Source organism: Flavobacterium algoriphilum (assembly GCF_048158655.1).
Lineage (GTDB): Bacteria > Bacteroidota > Bacteroidia > Flavobacteriales > Flavobacteriaceae > Flavobacterium > Flavobacterium algoriphilum.
In genome coordinates, this window is sequence record NZ_JBLNKY010000002.1 from 236659 (window position 1) to 253784 (window position 17126).

Consider the following 17126-nt stretch of genomic DNA (forward strand, 5'->3'; position numbering starts at 1 on the left):
ACAGATAACTCATTTTATGAATCCATATATTACAATAGCAGGAAGAAAAATAGGTCTGGATTACCCCCCTTTGGTTATTGCAGAGATTGGCATTAATCACGAAGGTTCTTTACAAATAGCCAAAGAAATGGTCGATGCAGCCCATAGGGCAGGTGTTGAGATGGTCAAACATCAAACTCATATAGTGGAAGATGAGATGAGCGGTGCCGCCAAAAAAGTGATTCCTGGAAATGCCGATGTTTCTATTTATGAGATAATGGAAAGGTGTTCGTTAAACGAAGCCGATGAATTAGAGTTAAAAAGGTATGTAGAAAGTAAGGGTATGATTTTTATTTCTACCCCTTTTTCAAGAGCTGCTGCCGAACGATTGCGAAAATTTGATGTGCCAGCTTATAAAATTGGTTCCGGGGAATGTAATAATTATCCTTTGTTGGAACATATTGCGTCTTTTGGCAAACCAGTTATTCTAAGTACCGGGATGAATACTATAGAAAGTATTCGTAAAGCAGTTGCCATTTTTGAAAAGTATACTGTACCTGTGGCGCTTTTACATACCACTAATTTGTATCCAACTCCAATTCATTTAGTGCGTTTTGGTGCTATGACCGCCATGCATGATGCCTTTCCCGATAAAGTATTTGGGTTGTCAGACCATACACTTAATAATAATGCCTGTTTAGGAGCTGTCGCATTAGGCGCATCTATTCTGGAACGTCATTTTACAGATCATATGAATCGAAACGGTCCGGATATTATATGCAGTATGGACGAGAATACTTGCAGCGCACTCCTTGTAAATAGTGCAGAAATGGCCCAAATGCGAGGAGGAACGAAACAGCCCGCTTTAGAGGAACAAGTTACCATCGATTTTGCTTTTGCAACTGTTTGTACTATTGCTAAGATTAAAAAGGGAGCACTGCTTACCAAAGAAAATATTTGGGTAAAACGTCCCGGAACAGGGGAAATCCTGGCAGAGCATTTTGATAGCCTTTTAGGGAAAACGGCACTAAGGGATATAGATAACGATGTACAATTAATGTGGGAGCAGATTGAAAAATAAAGTGTTTCATTGAATAAGCCTCAATTGCGCTAGACTTGACAAAATAAGAAATATCAAGTATTAAAATGAAAAAAATCTTATTCCTAACGGGAACCCGTGCTGATTTTGGAAAAATAAAATCATTAATTTCTGTTCTTGATACCCATCAAGATTTTGAAGTTTATGTTTTTGTTACCGGTATGCATTTGCAAAAAGAATACGGATATACGCTTTTAGAAATAGAACGATGCAATTTTAAAAACATCCATAGGTTTGAAAATCACACCGATGAAACTACCATGGATTTAACATTAGCCAAAACTATAGAAGGTTTATCAGGCTATTCTAAGCAAGTACAACCAGATTTGATTGTGGTTCATGGTGATCGTGTAGAAACTTTAGCAGGAGCCATCGTTGGTTCTTTAAATAATATTTTAGTAGCACACATTGAAGGGGGAGAACTATCAGGAACGGTTGATGAATTGATTCGTCACAGCGTCAGTAAATTAGCGCATATTCATTTTGTTTCTAATGGTGCTGCAGCAAAACGATTGGTCCAAATGGGTGAGATGGAATCTTCCATTTACACGATTGGTTCTCCCGATATTGATATTATGTTTTCAGATTCGCTTCCAGATTTAGAAACAGTAAAACGGTATTACGAAATAAATTTTGAGGAGTATGCCATAGTTATGTTTCATCCAGTAACTACAGAAGCCAAAGAAATGAAGTTGTATGCCAATAATTTTGTAGAAGCTATATTAAAAGATACGCATAATTATATTGTAATTTATCCAAATAATGATTTTGGAAGTAAATGCATTATTGAGGAATATGAAAGGTTAAAGAATAACCCAAGATTTAGAGTTTTTCCATCCCTTCGTTTTGAATATTTTTTGAGTTTATTAAAAAACAGTCAGTTTATTATAGGAAACAGTAGTGCGGGGATTAGAGAGGCACCCTATTATGGTATTCCAATTATCAATATCGGGACGCGTCAACAAAATAGGACAGTGCTTTCATCTATTATCAATGTTGATTATAAGCCTGAAAGTATTGGTGCCGCTTTGAAAAAAATACATAGTCAAAAAGTTGAAAAAATGGAGGCTGATTTTGGACATGGAAATAGTACTCAATTGTTTCTGGAATCAATGGAGAATGGAAATATTTGGGCAACCAATCATCAGAAACAATTTAGGGATATATAATGCTATTCCATTCCTGATATTTCTTTTCATTGTTTTACCTTAAAATGTTAATGAATCGTAATCATTTGGATAACAATTAGCAAAACGATTTACTGAAATCCTTAAAGAGGAGTTATTGATGAAATGAAATTTTAATAAGAACCTTTTTTGACTTCAATAATTCAAGAAATTATATAATATTTGATATAAATATAAAAAACGGGAATAATAATAGAAAGTATTATATTAGAATTAATGACATTAAAAAAATATAGGCACAAAATATGAATACAAAAAAGCTAAAGATTTATCTTAAAAAGATAATCTATAAAAAGGGATATAAATTCACTAGAACCCGTAATTTCATCTTTTTGGATAGTATTTTGAATAAATTATTGGCTAAAAATGGTGAAATTTATTTTGTTCAAATTGGAGGGAATGATGGTATTAATGATGATCCTTTGTATCATTTTGTAACCTGGAATAAAAATAAAATTAAGGGGTTAATTTTAGAACCTGTATTGGATTATTTTTACGAATTACAAAAAAATTATAGAAATCACCCTTTAATTAACACACTTAATTTGGCCATTCATAATACTGAGGAAAATATGATAATACATCGAGTAGACCCAAATAAGGCATCTGTATTACCTAAATATTCTAAAGGGATAGCTTCGTTCAATAGAGAACACCATATAAATTGTAAAATAGATTCAAAGCATATTTTAGAAGAAAAAGTGGCTTGTATTTCATTACAAAATCTAATAAAAACTAATAATATTAAAAATATAGATTTGCTTCAAATTGATACCGAGGGATATGACTCTGAAATCATCTTGAATATTGATTTTAAAGAGATAAAGCCATCAATTATTAATTTTGAGTATTATATTCCTAACACAATGAGTAAAGAAACCTTTAATCAAATTTTGAAAATTTTGAATGATAATGATTATGAAATTTGGCAGGAAGTTAATGATATAACAGCTTATCAACGTAATTTATTCTTTAAAATTGATTCTTAAAATAAATGAAAAAATTAGGAATAGTTATAACGGATGGTGTAGGTTACCGCAATTTCATCATGAGTGATTTCTTGATGGAAGCTTCACAACAATTTGATACGGTTACCATCTATTCCGGCTTGCCGATAAGTGCTTTTCGTACTATTCCACAATCCAAGATTAAAATAAAGGAACTCGAAGTTTTTGTAGAGGGAAAACTGACTTGGTTTTTTAGAAAGTGGAAAGAAGTAGCCCATTTGCAAAGGCACCGTTCTTTTTATGGTATGAAAGATAATTTGGTTACAGGCTATCCGAAAAATAATTCGGCACGCTCCCTATTGATCAAAGTCATTTATTTTTTTACCCGTTTTATTCATTCTGACGAGAGTATTTTGTTAGCCGAAAAATTGCAATTTCTATCCTTTTCCAATCATAAAACAACAAAATCGTATAGTCAATTATTACAAAAAGACCAACCCTCCCATGTTTTCTTCACGCACCAAAGACCGCCTTATTTAGCGCCATTTTTACACGCTGTCATTCAATTAAAAATACCGGTTAGCACCTTTATTTTCAGTTGGGATAATCTGGCTTCTAAAGGGAGAATGCTCGGTAGTTTTGATTATTTTCTAGTGTGGAGTAATTTAATGAAAGCCGAATTGCTGTATTTTTATCCAAATGTGGAAGAGGAAAATGTAAAAGTGGTTGGAACTCCTCAGTTCGAACCGTATGTAATGGAAAAATATGAAACTAAGGCGGAAGATTTTTACCGTAAATTTCATTTGGATGCCGATAAGAAAATTATTTGTTTTAGTTGTGCCGATGTTTCCATTGGACAAAATGATCCCATTGTAATCCAAGTCATAGCCACTGCTATTCGGAATAAAAGTATTTCTACTGATGTACAATTGATTGTGAGAACTTCCCCTGCTGAAGATGATACTCGATTTAAAGCTGTTAAGGATGAATTTCCTGAAATAGTTTGGAATGTACCTAAATGGATTTTGACTCGGGAAAAGCATTCAGAAAGCTGGTCCCAGCGTGTTCCAAGTGAGGAAGATATTAAAGATTTGCGTTGGTTGTTAGAACATGTGGATTTGAACATCAATATGTGTTCGACCATGAGTCTGGATTTCTTATTGTTTGATAAGCCGGTAATCAATACCGTTTTTGGTAACATAGAAAATGGTTTGTATAACGACCAACGATTTTTAAATTATGGCCATTTTAAAAAAGTAGTTGATAGTAAATCCGTAACCGTAGCCCAAAATGCAACGGAATTAATAGACCAAATTAATAAAGCTTTGGAGCATCCAAAAGAAAGAACTTTGCAAAGAAAAGCAATGATTGATTTACAAATAAGTGAAAAATTATCCGGTACAAGTGCTCGAATAGCAACTACTTTATCCCAATGGAATGACTGAGTCCAAAAAAATTGCCGTACTCTGTAATTATGAATTGCTACCCGGAAGAGTGGGCGGAATGGACTACTTTTTTTGGCTATTTGACAAACAATGCAAAGAAAAGGATATTCAAGTGGACTGGTTTTTTCCAAATCTATACCATCACGGGGAGTATTCCAAACTGAGTATTCATGATTGTAATTATAATGTGGAAAACTATTTTTTTGCTTTTTGTAAGCAAAATAAAACGGACTATTCTCATATTATAACGCATTTCTTAGAACTCTGTACACCTTCTTTTTATAAAATAAAGCAATTTTCCAAGGCTGAAATTATTGCAGTAGATCATAACCCAAGGCCTTTATACGGTTATCCATTGAAAAAGAAAATTGAGAAAAGAATCAAAGGGATTTTATTTTCAAGATATATTGATGTTTTTGTCGGGGTTTCAGAATTTTCGAAAAGTGAATTAATTAAAGATTTTGGTGCGCAAATTGAGAAGAAATCAATCGTTATTTTTAATGGTTTAGAGATTAGTAAATTTAAAAAGAAAAAAAACTTCAGTTCTAATAACCAATTTATTGTGGCTTCTCATCTTAGAAAAGAGAAAGGAATTCAAGACTTAATTTTAGCGGTTAAGGATTTAAAATCGTTTGATTTTACAATTGATATTTATGGTGAAGGATATTTTGAAGGAGAATTAAAAAAAATGATTCAGGATTTTTCTCTTCAAAGTTTTTTTAATTTTAAAGGAAGTGTTTCCAACCTGACTGAAATTTATTGCAAGTATGATTATTTAATTCATCCTTCTCATGGTGAGACATTTTGTTATTCCGTTGTTGAAAGTTTGATGAGTAATTTACCTGTAATAACAACCCGAAACCAAGGAAATGTGTTGGGTTTAGTAGTTGAAAATAAAAACGGATTTTTATTTGAAGAATTGAATGTAGTGGAGTTGAAAGAAATTTTGCAAAATATTTTAAAGCATAAATTTCTGATAGGCAATTGTTGGGAGAACAGTAAATTGAAAAATTTTTCTTTGGCAAAAATGGTGGCCAATCATTTGGCATTGGTATTGAATAATAAACCTTAATTTTACATTTTTAAATTAGTTACAGTAGTCTATGTTTTTTAATTCATTATCCTTTGCTGTTTTCCTGCCCATCGTATTCGTGTTGTATTGGTTTGTATTTAATAAAACAAAGAGTACACAAAATGCAATCCTCATTATTGCGAGTTATTATTTTTATTCCTGTTGGGATTGGCGTTTTTTGCTTCTGTTGGTTTTTTCTACTTTTTTAGATTATTACACTGGTATTCGAATTGAAAAGGCTAAGACTGAAACTGCTCGAAAATTTTGGTTTTGGTTGAGTATAACCATAAATCTGGGGTTTCTGGGTGTATTTAAATATTATAACTTTTTTGCGGCCTCTTTTTCGGAATTATTGAACGGTTTTGGATTGCAAACGAGTCCGTTATTGCTACATGTTATTCTTCCTGTTGGTATCTCTTTTTATACGTTTCACGGATTATCCTATGTGATTGATATCTATTTGAAGAGAATTAAAGCCGAATACAATTTTGTGGATTATTCTCTGTTTGTCAGCTATTTTCCTCTTTTAGTGGCCGGGCCTATTGAAAGAGCCACTCATTTGCTGCCACAAGTAAAGGTAAAAAGAACCTTTGATTATCAAAAAGCTAAAGAAGGGATTTATCAAATTATCTGGGGATTAGTTAAGAAAGTCGTAATTGCCGATACTTGTGCTACCTATGCCAATGCCATTTTTGATCATTACACTTCGATGAATTCCTTGTCGCTCTTGTTGGGCGTTTTTTACTTTGCTTTCCAGATTTATGGGGACTTTTCGGGCTATTCGGATATGGCGTTAGGAATGTCTAAACTGTTCGGATTGGATTTGTTACGAAATTTTAATTATCCTTATTTTTCCAGAGATATCGCCGAGTTTTGGCGTCGTTGGCATATTTCCTTGTCTTCTTGGTTTCGGGATTATGTTTACATTCCGCTAGGAGGGAGTAAAGGGAGTAAATTGAAACAAGTTCGGAACGTATTTGTTATTTTTCTATTGAGTGGTTTTTGGCATGGAGCTAATTGGACCTTTATCGCTTGGGGATTTATCAATGCACTTTATTTTTTACCCTTATTGCTTCGAGATAAAAACAGATCAAATATTGAAACGGTTCAGCTGCAATGGAATTTCAGTTCTCTTAAAGTATTGGGAAGTATGTTTGTTACTTTTGCTTTATGCTGCTTGGCTTGGGTGTTTTTTAGGGCAAAATCGATAGGCGATGCATTTGATTATATAGGACGTATTTTTACTGACCGAAATTTTCAGGCTCAATATCTGGAAAATGAACGATACAGTTACGAAATCCTGTTATTGGTTTTTGCTTTCATTCTCGTTGAATGGAATAGCAGGAGTCAAATAGAACCTATTTCAGGAAGATACAGCGGCTTGAAAGTAGCATTGTGTATCCTAGCTATTATTGCCTTGGGGACTTATTCTGATTATAAAGAATTTATTTATTTTCAATTCTGATGAATTATGTCAAATCGACAGGTTTATAGGGAACACAATCGAGGTTTCATTCAGGACAGGTTAAAGTCGGAATTATTGTAATACTTTTGTTAAATAAGTGTTTTAAATGGCACTAACAAATAATAATGGAAATTTAAAAATGAAGTATTTTTTACTTTTTACCGCAAAATTACTACTGGTTGCCTTTTTAATTTTGGGGGTGTTGGATGTGATTTACACCCAAGTGTATAAACAATCCTCCAATCGGAATAAAATCGGATACGTTTACAATTCAAAAGCGAGAGATTATGATGTTGTGATTTTAGGTTCCTCCAGAGCGAATAATCATTTTGTAGCGCCACTATTTGATGAGAAAGGATTAAAAACGTTTAATTACGGGATGAGTGGAGGTCATTTGTTTGAAGCATCTTTATTATTGAAATTAATGATAGAACGCGGCTATCACATGAAAAATGTGATTCTGGAAGCTGATTTGAATTTGTCTAACGAGCAACAGTCCGAGAGTGTAGCCTCTAAATTTTTACCTTATATTCATGATTCTAAAACAATTGCAAACCATTTTTTAAAACAGAAAAATTTTTGGGCATTGTATTATATCCCTTTTTACAGATATGTTACTTTTGAACCGCGTATTGGATTTAGAGAGATGTATAGTACAGTCAGAAACAAACCATCGAATGTTTTAGCTCATTTAGGGTATTATCCTTTACCTAGTAAAAAGGGGAATATGAAAAATAACCTCACTAATCTAAAACCGCTTCACAATAAATATTATGAAGAAATAAAGCAAATTTGCAAAGCCAATAACATCAAATTAATTGCAGTGATGACGCCTATGTGTTCTAATACGAAAGGATTGGATTATTTTCAGAAAGTAAATAAAATTTATCCTGAAATCCATAATTATGAGGATGTAGTTCAAGGAGATCAGTATTTTTCTTCTTGTGGTCACCTAAATGATGCAGGGGCAAGATTGTTTACAAAGAGAATTTTAAAAGATTTTTTCAAAAAATAAGATATGAAAATTGCCTTTTTAACTCCCGAATATCCACATCCTAAAATTGGTGCTTCCGGTGGCATTGGTACCAGTATCAAGAACTTGTCTTTAGGCCTTTTAAAGCAAGGATCTACTGTTCGGGTTTTAGTGTATGGACAAAAGGAAGAAGGTGTTTTTTACGATAATGGCATTTGCATCCAGCAAATAAAAAATGTAAAACTAAAAGGGTTATCGTGGTATTTTACTCGAAAAAAACTCCAAAAAATAATCGACACCTTATATCAAGAAAAAGAAATCGATTTGGTAGAAGCACCGGATTGGACGGGGATTACTTCTTTTATATCCCCCAAAAAATGCCCGATAGTTATTCGATTGAATGGTTCGGATGCCTATTTCTGTCATTTGGATCAAAGACCTGTAAAATGGATTAATAAATTTCATGAAAAAAGAGCGTTACAAAAAGCCGACGCTTTACTCTCCGTAAGTCAATTCACTGCTGTTCAAACGAATGCTGTTTTTGGTCTAGAGAAGAAATTTACGATCATTCCTAATTGTATAGATACTAATTTATTTAATAATACTATTTATAGTGGTGATTCTAGTTCTAATTCCCATCGTTTAGGAGAGGATACTATTCTTTATTTTGGCAGTTTAATCCGGAAAAAAGGATTGTTGGAATTGCCTTTGATTTTTAATGAAGTAGTCAAAATCAGATCAAATACAAAATTAGTTTTGGTGGGCAGAGATGTTGCTGATATACTGTCAGGAACTCATTCAACTTGGCACATGATGCAGAAACTGTTTACTGAACAGGCAAGAGTAAATGTAATTTATTTGGGAAGTGTACCCTATGAAGTTATAAAAAAGCAGATTAATGCCGCAACAGTATGTGTCTTTCCCACATTTGCGGAAGCGCTCCCTGTTTCCTGGATAGAGGCTATGGCAATGGAAAAAGCAATTGTTGCTTCTAACATAGGTTGGGCAAAAGAAGTTATTGATGATGGAATAAATGGATTTTTAGTACATCCAACAGATCATATTGATTATGCAAATAAAATCATTAACTTACTTGAAAATAAAGAATTGCAAAAAGAATTTGGTGTAAAAGCCAGAGAAAAGGTTGTGAAAAAATTCAGCATGGAAATAGTGGCACAACAGAGTCTGTCTTTTTATAGTAGTTTAACTGAATCGAAATGAAAAAACAATTAAAAAAAGTCATCAGTATGCTTTTTCCTAAAGGCAATTTTAAGGAAAAGGTTAAATTGTTTTACTACAGTGTCAATACACCAAAACAAACTTCTTATGCGCTAATCTATGAAAAAAAAAAAACGGTTTGTAAAACGACTTTTCAGGATTTGTCACTGATTACTAATGAAGCCTTATATTTTGTAGCTCCCGATTTTAATTACTATCAACATTTTTATCAAGTAAAAAGTAAAGATATTATTATTGATGCCGGAGCAAATTGTGGTCATTTATCTATTTTATTTTCAAAATTAACTGGGGAAAACGGAATTGTTTATGCCTTTGAACCCGATACGTTTAACGTTGCGAGAATTAATAATAATGTGCAATTAAATAAGGGACTGCCAAAAAATATTAAAATCGAGAATTTGTTGCTATGGAATGAAAATAGGTTAGTTGATTTTTACGAGGCCGGAACAGTTGGATCTTCAGCTGTTTGGATTCCAGATAATGATAAATGTGTCAAAAAACAAGCCATACGAATTGATGACTGGGTACTGAATAACGACATTAAAAAATTGGATTTTGTAAAAATGGATATAGAAGGGGCCGAAATTGAAGCCTTGGAAGGGTGTATGAAAACCATCGAAAATCTTTCTCCAAATTTTGCTATTGCGTCCTATCATATTGTCAACGGAGCGCCAACCTATATTAAAGTGGAAGCCTTTTTTAAAAAAATGAAGTATCCTTATAAAACAGTACGCTTTAGAAAAAATGAAATTATAACCTTTGCCGGAGCATCAATAAAAAATTAATTCAATGATAATTATTTATCATAATGGAAATAAAGTTGTAGCATTAAGTAATTCTTATAGTATAGATAAAGCTAATGCGGTATCTATAATTAGCTTTTTGCTACTGTTAGCCAAAGAATTTCCGGATGCTATTTTGGTGTGGTGCCACATCAGTTTAAAGGAGCAGTTGAATGTTTTGGGAATTGAAAAATTATTTCACCATCATAAATTATTGCTTTCTTACAATCCATCGGATATTCTTTTTTTAGACAAAAGTATTGGCTACGTAGAAGAATCTCCATTTATAAAGATTAATAAATCAGTGACTTTTCCAACTTGGCAAATGAGTGGCATGGTCGGAGGGATTCATTCTTCCATTTTAGTGGCTCTAAAGGATGAAATGGCTCCAGACAAAAATTTTGATTATTTTTTATGTTCATTGGCCAAACTGGGAATGCGAAAGGGATTACTTTGCTATTCTGAACCTAAATTTTTAAAACAGAATCCAGATACTTTCTTTACAAAAAACAATAAGTACATTCTTTTTCGTTTTGTAAAACAGCATTATAAAACACAATGGACATTTTTATTATTATTGAATTTACTATTGTACGAAAGAAAATTTCCAATAATGCCTTTTATTTGTTCGCTTTTTTATAAGAATAGAAGTGTTATAAATTTAGACTTAGATGGGATTCTAATACAATCTTCAAAAAAAGTGATTGATAAAAGAACCATTGATGTAATTATCCCGACTATTGGAAGAAGGAACTATTTGTATGATGTTTTAAAAGATTTTTCTCGGCAAAATTTGTTGCCTAATAAAATTATAATAGTAGAACAAAATTCAGAAGAATATAGTGAAACGGAATTGGATTATATCCAAAATGAAAAATGGCCATTTGAAATCCAACATTTTTTTATTCATCAAGCGGGAGCATGTCATGCACGTAATTTAGCATTGAATCAAACAGATAGTGAATGGGTTTTTTTAGCGGATGATGATAATCGCTTTGAATCTGATTTGCTGGAGGAGATTTTCAAGAAAATAGAGCAATTTGGTAATCCGTTAGTGACTACCTCCTATCCTCAAGAAAATGAATTTAAGGCATCCATAAAAGTAATTCAATGGCCCACTTTTGGAGCTGGTAATAGTTTTGTCCGAAGAGATCTTTTGAATAAAGTTAGATTCAATATGGCATTTGAGTTTGGCTTTGGTGAAGATGGTGATTTTGGAATGCAATTACGAAATAAGGGGTATGATATTTTGTATTTACCTGATCCTGAAATACTCCATTTGAAAGCTCCTGTTGGCGGTTTTAGAACAAAACCCACTTTAAAATGGCAAAATGATACTATTCAACCCAAACCTTCACCAACAATCATGTTGTATCAAATTTTGCATTCTACGCAAGAACAAATACAAGGTTACAAAACTATTTTGTTTTTTAAATATTATAAATATCAAACTATAAAAAATCCGGTGCATTATTTTAGGAATTATAAAAAACAATGGAAAAGAAGTGTTTTTTGGGCTAATGAATTGAAAAAAAGAGAATGAAATTCACACTGATTATTTGTACTTACCTACGTTCTCAACCCTTGTTGCAATTATTGCAGTCGGTTCAGAAACAATCACTATATCCAACTGAAATTCTAATCATTGATGGATCAACTAACCGGGAAACCGAAAAGATGTTACATGAAAATCATTTCGTAAACCTATCCTATTTTCTAGTTCCACCAACTCATCGCGGTTTGACCAAACAAAGAAATTATGGTTTGGATAAAGTGAAGGCTACAAGCGATATAATTGCTTTTTTGGATGATGATACGGAATTGTTGCCTGATTATTTTGAAGAATTGATTTCGACATTTGCCTCTGATGAAGCGATTACCGGTGTTGGCGGTGTAGCCCTAAATGAAAACAGCTGGAGCTTGATACAACCGGATGTAACTTATGATTCACATCGATATATTCAGTTTGAAGGGTATGTGTATAAAGAAGGGCAACGCAATGTAGTCCGGAATTATCTGGGTTTACAATCCCATCTTGGTCCGGGGAAAATGCCTGATTACTCTCATGGTAAAACCTGTGGGTTTCCATTAAATGACAAAACCTACGAGGTCGATTTGCTTATAGGCATGTCGTTTGCTTTTCTAAAAAAAGTAGTTGATTCTTTGCGGTTTTCGACCTATTTTGAAGGCTATGGTTTGTATGAAGATACTGACTTTAGTATTAGAGCGTTACAGTTTGGTAAGAATGTCATCAATACTAAATTGCAGTTGAAGCATTTTCATCACCCTTCAGGAAGACCCAATCATTATAAATATGGGAAAATGGTAGTTCGAAATGGCTGGTATGTATGGCGCACTAAAAATCCGAAACCACTTGTAGGTGATCAATTAAAATGGCATGCGATTACAATACTCTTGACAATTATAAGATTTAGCAATACATTTACAACTACCAAAAGGAAAGAAGCTTTTGCTGAAGCCACAGGCAGGGCGATGGGTTGGTTAACTTTACTGTTTAATAAGCCTCAATAAATAATTTAAAATTTAAATTTTAGTCAGGTTTTTAAGCTGCATTTTTAAAACCTGATATTAAAGGATATATTATATGAATACAATAGTTTTTTCAACTAAAAGAATTAATGGAATTATTGTATTGGTCTCATCTTTGATGATGTTGATTTTTTTAAATCTTCCTTTTAAGGCGAAGCCTTTTGGAGATAGTACCTTCCATGAAGAATCTAAGAATTTAGCCTTATTTATTAAAGGAAAAAGGACCTGTGATCAGGTTGTAATTACGAAAGCGCCCGGGCCCATACTGTTCTATACTCCTGCTTATTTATTAGCGCCGGTAAATGCGACTGACGACCAACTTTGGGTTTACGGGGTAGTATTCACATCAATCATTATTACAATTAGTTTACTTTTGATATTTAGAATTGGAAGCTCTTTTTTTTCTAAAGAGGTAGGGTTTTTAAGTGTTCTGCTTTTTTTTCTTTTCCCAATACACTGTTATTATTCTTTGGGAATAATGGCAGAAGCTCCCGCTTTTTTTTCTTTAACCTTAGCGATTTATGGCTGGTCCATAGCACTTCATCAACCTGATAAGAAATCCGGCTGGATTTTTCTAATACTGGGTATGTGGTTTCTGATTTTGAACAGACCCAATACATTATTACTTTTAGGCCTAGGTTTTTTAGTTGTTTTCTATGCCTTTTTTAAGAATAAATCTTTCTTTATATCTTATGGAAAAAAAATGATGGTCTCCTTTGTTTGTGTTGGATTATTAGGGTTTGGTGTTTTACAACTTACAAAAATCATAACGGGAACTAAATCCGGAGGAAACCAAGAAACCTTATTTTATTATGTTGCGCATCAAGGAAGATTTCAATTTCGAGAAGAACCAACCGATTTCCGTTTTTGGGAAAGTGATATTCGACCGGACAGTAAAGACTATCAGAACTGGAATAAAAGTGGCGCTGCACTTTCAGCAATTATGAAACAAACGCATGAATCCTATGCTGAGGTTTATAAAAAATTTCTAATTGATGATGCATTGGAACATCCGGGTTTATTTATCAGACAATTTTTTGTGAAATGTTTTTACGGTCATGTTTATTTTATCAATAGTGTTCAGCCTGATAAATTTGATTTAGGGCCATTGAAAGGACCTATTGGCTATTGGACTTTTATTTTGCTTATCAATTCGATTAATTTAATTATTGTTGCCGGTGCTATATTATTTTTATTCCGAGAGAAAAATTTAATTCGGTATTGGATTTTTTGGGGTGTCATTATTTCTTTGCTTATCTTTCATGGATTAACGTATATGGAACCCAGATATATCTTTCCTTCGCGAGTCGCATTGTATCTTATGAGTGCTGCAGGTTTGTATCGTATTGCTTGGATTCGAAAAATAATTCAAAAAATAACCATTTATATATTTCCAATTCCTAACTCCAAATTATGAAACCTGTTATTTTTAAACCTGTTATTGGAATAGTTTTACCCTGTTATAATGAGGAGCAGGTGTTAGATGAAACTGAAAAACAACTCCGCAATTTAATCTTTGATTTAGTTGATAGAGAGCTGATTTCAGATAAAAGTTTTATTGTATTTATAGATGATGGCAGCAAAGATGGAACTTGGGATGTTATTGAAAAAAAGGCTATACAGAGTTTTGTTGTAAAAGGATTAAAATTGGCAGGAAATGTTGGGCATCAGAATGCATTATTAGCTGGTTTGCTTACTTATAATGGGGATGCGGATGCACTAATTTCTATTGATGCCGATTTGCAAGATGATGTGCGAATCATTGAAGAAATGATTCAAAAATATAAGTCGGGAGTTGATGTAGTTTACGGGGTTAGAAAAGAGCGACCTACGGATACCTTTTTCAAAAGGAATAGTGCCTTGTTGTTTTATTTTTTGATAAAAAAGATGAAATCTAACATGATTCCTAATCATGCGGATTACAGATTGTGCAGTAAGAGAGTTATCACTGCGTTATCTGATTTTAATGAGGTCAATTTGTTTCTCAGGGGAATAATTCCATTGATAGGATTTAATAAAGAAATTATTTATTATGATCGATTGGAACGATTAGTCGGAAATTCGAAATTTCCTTTTCGGAAGATGCTCTCCTTTGCTTGGAACGGTATTACCTCTTTTAGTACTGTTCCTTTAAAATTAGTTTCGGCAATTGGATTTGTTATTTTTATTGTTTGTTTGTTTATGAGTGGTTATGCATTTTTAGCCATATTTTCCGGTGATACAGTTCCAGGGTGGTTATCGACTGTTTTGCCGATGTATTTTTTAGGAGGAATTCAACTGTTTTCCATTGGAATCATTGGGGAATATATAGGCAAAATATATGCTGAGGTTAAACAAAGACCGCGTTATATTATAGATAAAAAAATAGATTAAAAACCGGAACAATTTAGATTATTTGGAATGGAACTAGCTTTTGAAAAGAAATATCATGAAGTTGAAATAGAAAATTGGTGGTTTAAATCCAGAAGAAGGTATTTGCTTGACTTATTACGAAACGCACCGAAAGACAGTAAAATATTAGATATTGGATGTTCCTCAGGTATTTTTTTAAAAGATCTGGAACTTTTAGGATTTAAGACAGCGCATCTTTTTGGAATTGATATTAGTGAAAATGCCATTGCCAATTGTAAAGCAAATGGGATTCCTAATGCTTTTGTGATGGATGCTCAAATGATTACTTTGACCGAGCAATTTGATGTTATTGTGGCATCAGATTGTCTGGAACATCTGGAAGATGACAGGAAGGCTATTAAAAATTGGTGTCAATTATTAAAAACAGGTGGAGAAATGTATGTTTTTGTGCCGGCCTTTCAATCTTTATGGAGCCAACATGATGTGGTTAATATGCATTATAGAAGGTATACTAATCTAGAATTAAAAACCAAACTGCTTAGCGAAAATCTGACTATTTCCAAATCAAGTTATTGGAATTTTTCTTTATTCGTACCCGTTTATGTTTATAGAAAACTAAGCGGTGTTTTTTTGAAAAATAAAAATAAAGAGGGGCAGATTATTGAAAACAGTGTATTAAATGTTATATTGTTTAAATTACTTCTAGTAGAGAACAGAATACTTAAGTATGTAGATTTTCCTGTTGGAATCAGCACTTTTTGTATCGCTAAAAAGTAATATTCTAAAGCTGTTTAGATTATAAAACTAATTAATAAAAACAGAAATGTTTTTTTGAAATTATAACCTTATAAATGAAATTTGTTGTAATCACCCATGTTCCTCATGTAGTAACAGAAAATTACTATTATGCTTATGCACCTTACGTTCGTGAAATGAACGTTTGGTCAAAGTATGTATCCGAATTAATTTTAGTTGCCCCTGAGATTTCTGGGCCGGTTTCACCTATAGATCGTTCTTATGAACACCATGGAATTCAATTTGTAAAGATTGACAGTTTTGATGTATTGCGTTTGAAAAGTATATTTCGTGCTGTTTTGAAAATACCAAGAATCAGTTGGCGCATTTATACTGCCATGAAAAAAGCAGATCATATTCATTTGCGATGCCCCGGTAACATAGGTTTGTTGGGCTGTTTGATTCAGATTTTGTTTCCCAACACTCCCAAAACTGCTAAATATGCTGGCAACTGGGATCCCAAATCGAAACAGTCCTGGACTTACAAATTGCAGCAGTTCATCTTGGAAAATAAATACTTAACACGGAATATGCAGGTTTTGGTTTATGGGGAATGGGAAGGGAGCTCAAAGAATATAAAACCGTTTTTTACTGCCACTTATTATGAAATCGATAAATTACCTATTTCAAAAAAAGACTTAACAGGGCGTATTGATTTTGTTTTTGCTGGAACTTTGGTTAAAGGAAAGAACCCTTTGTATGCCATTCAATTGATAGAAGCATTATTTCAGAAAGGATATGATGTCACTTTAGCACTGTATGGCGAAGGCTTGGAAAAAGACGTATTAGAACGTTATATTGCTCAAAATAATTTAAACAAAATCATTTCAATGAAGGGAAACCAATCGAAAGAAACCGTTAAAAAAGCCTATCAAAACTGTCATTTTGTAGTGTTGCCTTCTAACACCGAAGGATGGCCGAAAGTTATCGCCGAAGGTATGTTTTGGGGTTGTATTCCGGTTGCTACTTCCGTATCTTGTGTGCCATTTATGTTGGATTATGGGAAAAGAGGGGTTTTGTTGGAAATGAATTTAGAGGAAGATAGTTTGCAGATTGAAATTCTTTTACGGAGTCAAATTGATTTTGATATTAAGCGCACTAAAGCTGCACAATGGTCAAGAGAGTATACTTTAGATTTTTTTGAGCAAGAGATTAAAAAATTATTAAAGGGTTCTAAAAACAATTTTTAAAAATAACAACGAGTTCCCAATAGTTGCATCTTAATAAGAGTAACAAACTAA

15 protein-coding genes are annotated in these 17126 nt (G+C 33.0%); all 15 read left to right on the plus strand.

The features are described 5' to 3' along the window. Positions 1–16: 16 nt before the first annotated feature. Positions 17–1060: an N-acetylneuraminate synthase family protein gene (locus tag ACM55G_RS05910; RefSeq protein WP_416842975.1), complete on the plus strand. Its 1044-nt coding sequence runs from the start codon at positions 17–19 to the stop codon at positions 1058–1060. A 65-nt stretch (positions 1061–1125) separates the two neighbouring features. Then, positions 1126–2247 carry a UDP-N-acetylglucosamine 2-epimerase gene (gene neuC, locus ACM55G_RS05915; protein ID WP_416842976.1) on the plus strand — a complete coding sequence of 374 codons (1122 nt, stop codon included), beginning with the start codon at positions 1126–1128 and terminating at the stop codon, positions 2245–2247. Between the two features lie 263 nt (positions 2248–2510). Continuing rightward, positions 2511–3254, plus strand: a complete 744-nt coding sequence (locus ACM55G_RS05920) for an FkbM family methyltransferase (RefSeq protein WP_416842977.1) — start codon at positions 2511–2513, stop codon at positions 3252–3254. A 5-nt stretch (positions 3255–3259) separates the two neighbouring features. Then, positions 3260–4657 carry a hypothetical protein gene (locus ACM55G_RS05925; protein WP_416842978.1) on the plus strand — a complete coding sequence of 466 codons (1398 nt, stop codon included), beginning with the start codon at positions 3260–3262 and terminating at the stop codon, positions 4655–4657. Beyond that, positions 4650–5729 carry a glycosyltransferase family 4 protein gene (locus tag ACM55G_RS05930; RefSeq protein ID WP_416842979.1) on the plus strand — a complete coding sequence of 360 codons (1080 nt, stop codon included), beginning with the start codon at positions 4650–4652 and terminating at the stop codon, positions 5727–5729. The genes ACM55G_RS05925 and ACM55G_RS05930 overlap by 8 nt, the downstream gene beginning before the upstream one ends. Positions 5730–5760: 31 nt before the next feature. Beyond that, on the plus strand, positions 5761–7194 hold the full coding sequence (locus ACM55G_RS05935) for an MBOAT family O-acyltransferase (protein WP_416842980.1): 1434 nt from the start codon (positions 5761–5763) through the stop codon (positions 7192–7194). A 139-nt stretch (positions 7195–7333) separates the two neighbouring features. Beyond that, on the plus strand, positions 7334–8209 hold the full coding sequence (locus tag ACM55G_RS05940; RefSeq protein ID WP_416843196.1) for a hypothetical protein: 876 nt from the start codon (positions 7334–7336) through the stop codon (positions 8207–8209). Between the two features lie 3 nt (positions 8210–8212). Continuing rightward, on the plus strand, positions 8213–9388 hold the full coding sequence (locus ACM55G_RS05945; RefSeq protein ID WP_416842981.1) for a glycosyltransferase family 4 protein: 1176 nt from the start codon (positions 8213–8215) through the stop codon (positions 9386–9388). Then, entirely contained in the window at positions 9385–10191 is an 807-nt protein-coding gene (locus ACM55G_RS05950; protein WP_416842982.1) for an FkbM family methyltransferase, read from the plus strand. Before ACM55G_RS05945 ends, ACM55G_RS05950 begins: the two co-directional genes overlap by 4 nt. A 4-nt stretch (positions 10192–10195) precedes the next feature. Next, complete coding sequence (locus tag ACM55G_RS05955; RefSeq protein WP_416842983.1) at positions 10196–11731, plus strand: glycosyltransferase family 2 protein; 1536 nt, start codon at positions 10196–10198, stop codon at positions 11729–11731. Beyond that, complete coding sequence (locus tag ACM55G_RS05960) at positions 11728–12720, plus strand: glycosyltransferase family 2 protein (protein ID WP_416842984.1); 993 nt, start codon at positions 11728–11730, stop codon at positions 12718–12720. The genes ACM55G_RS05955 and ACM55G_RS05960 overlap by 4 nt, the downstream gene beginning before the upstream one ends. Positions 12721–12793: 73 nt before the next feature. Then, positions 12794–14155 (plus strand): hypothetical protein, encoded by a 1362-nt coding sequence (locus ACM55G_RS05965; protein WP_416842985.1) that lies wholly within the window; start codon positions 12794–12796, stop codon positions 14153–14155. Further along, complete coding sequence (locus tag ACM55G_RS05970; RefSeq protein ID WP_416842986.1) at positions 14152–15111, plus strand: glycosyltransferase family 2 protein; 960 nt, start codon at positions 14152–14154, stop codon at positions 15109–15111. Before ACM55G_RS05965 ends, ACM55G_RS05970 begins: the two co-directional genes overlap by 4 nt. Before the next feature lie 27 nt (positions 15112–15138). Beyond that, positions 15139–15867 (plus strand): class I SAM-dependent methyltransferase, encoded by a 729-nt coding sequence (locus tag ACM55G_RS05975; protein ID WP_416842987.1) that lies wholly within the window; start codon positions 15139–15141, stop codon positions 15865–15867. Between the two features lie 74 nt (positions 15868–15941). Continuing rightward, on the plus strand, positions 15942–17075 hold the full coding sequence (locus ACM55G_RS05980; RefSeq protein ID WP_416842988.1) for a glycosyltransferase: 1134 nt from the start codon (positions 15942–15944) through the stop codon (positions 17073–17075). Positions 17076–17126 lie beyond the last annotated feature (51 nt).

Coding starts and splice junctions, on each gene's coding strand:
- ACM55G_RS05910 (WP_416842975.1), top strand. CDS start 17: ATGAATCCATATATTACAATAGCAGGAAGAAAAATAGGTCTGGATTAC.
- neuC (WP_416842976.1), top strand. CDS start 1,126: ATGAAAAAAATCTTATTCCTAACGGGAACCCGTGCTGATTTTGGAAAA.
- ACM55G_RS05920 (WP_416842977.1), top strand. CDS start 2,511: ATGAATACAAAAAAGCTAAAGATTTATCTTAAAAAGATAATCTATAAA.
- ACM55G_RS05925 (WP_416842978.1), top strand. CDS start 3,260: ATGAAAAAATTAGGAATAGTTATAACGGATGGTGTAGGTTACCGCAAT.
- ACM55G_RS05930 (WP_416842979.1), top strand. CDS start 4,650: ATGACTGAGTCCAAAAAAATTGCCGTACTCTGTAATTATGAATTGCTA.
- ACM55G_RS05935 (WP_416842980.1), top strand. CDS start 5,761: ATGTTTTTTAATTCATTATCCTTTGCTGTTTTCCTGCCCATCGTATTC.
- ACM55G_RS05940 (WP_416843196.1), top strand. CDS start 7,334: ATGAAGTATTTTTTACTTTTTACCGCAAAATTACTACTGGTTGCCTTT.
- ACM55G_RS05945 (WP_416842981.1), top strand. CDS start 8,213: ATGAAAATTGCCTTTTTAACTCCCGAATATCCACATCCTAAAATTGGT.
- ACM55G_RS05950 (WP_416842982.1), top strand. CDS start 9,385: ATGAAAAAACAATTAAAAAAAGTCATCAGTATGCTTTTTCCTAAAGGC.
- ACM55G_RS05955 (WP_416842983.1), top strand. CDS start 10,196: ATGATAATTATTTATCATAATGGAAATAAAGTTGTAGCATTAAGTAAT.
- ACM55G_RS05960 (WP_416842984.1), top strand. CDS start 11,728: ATGAAATTCACACTGATTATTTGTACTTACCTACGTTCTCAACCCTTG.
- ACM55G_RS05965 (WP_416842985.1), top strand. CDS start 12,794: ATGAATACAATAGTTTTTTCAACTAAAAGAATTAATGGAATTATTGTA.
- ACM55G_RS05970 (WP_416842986.1), top strand. CDS start 14,152: ATGAAACCTGTTATTTTTAAACCTGTTATTGGAATAGTTTTACCCTGT.
- ACM55G_RS05975 (WP_416842987.1), top strand. CDS start 15,139: ATGGAACTAGCTTTTGAAAAGAAATATCATGAAGTTGAAATAGAAAAT.
- ACM55G_RS05980 (WP_416842988.1), top strand. CDS start 15,942: ATGAAATTTGTTGTAATCACCCATGTTCCTCATGTAGTAACAGAAAAT.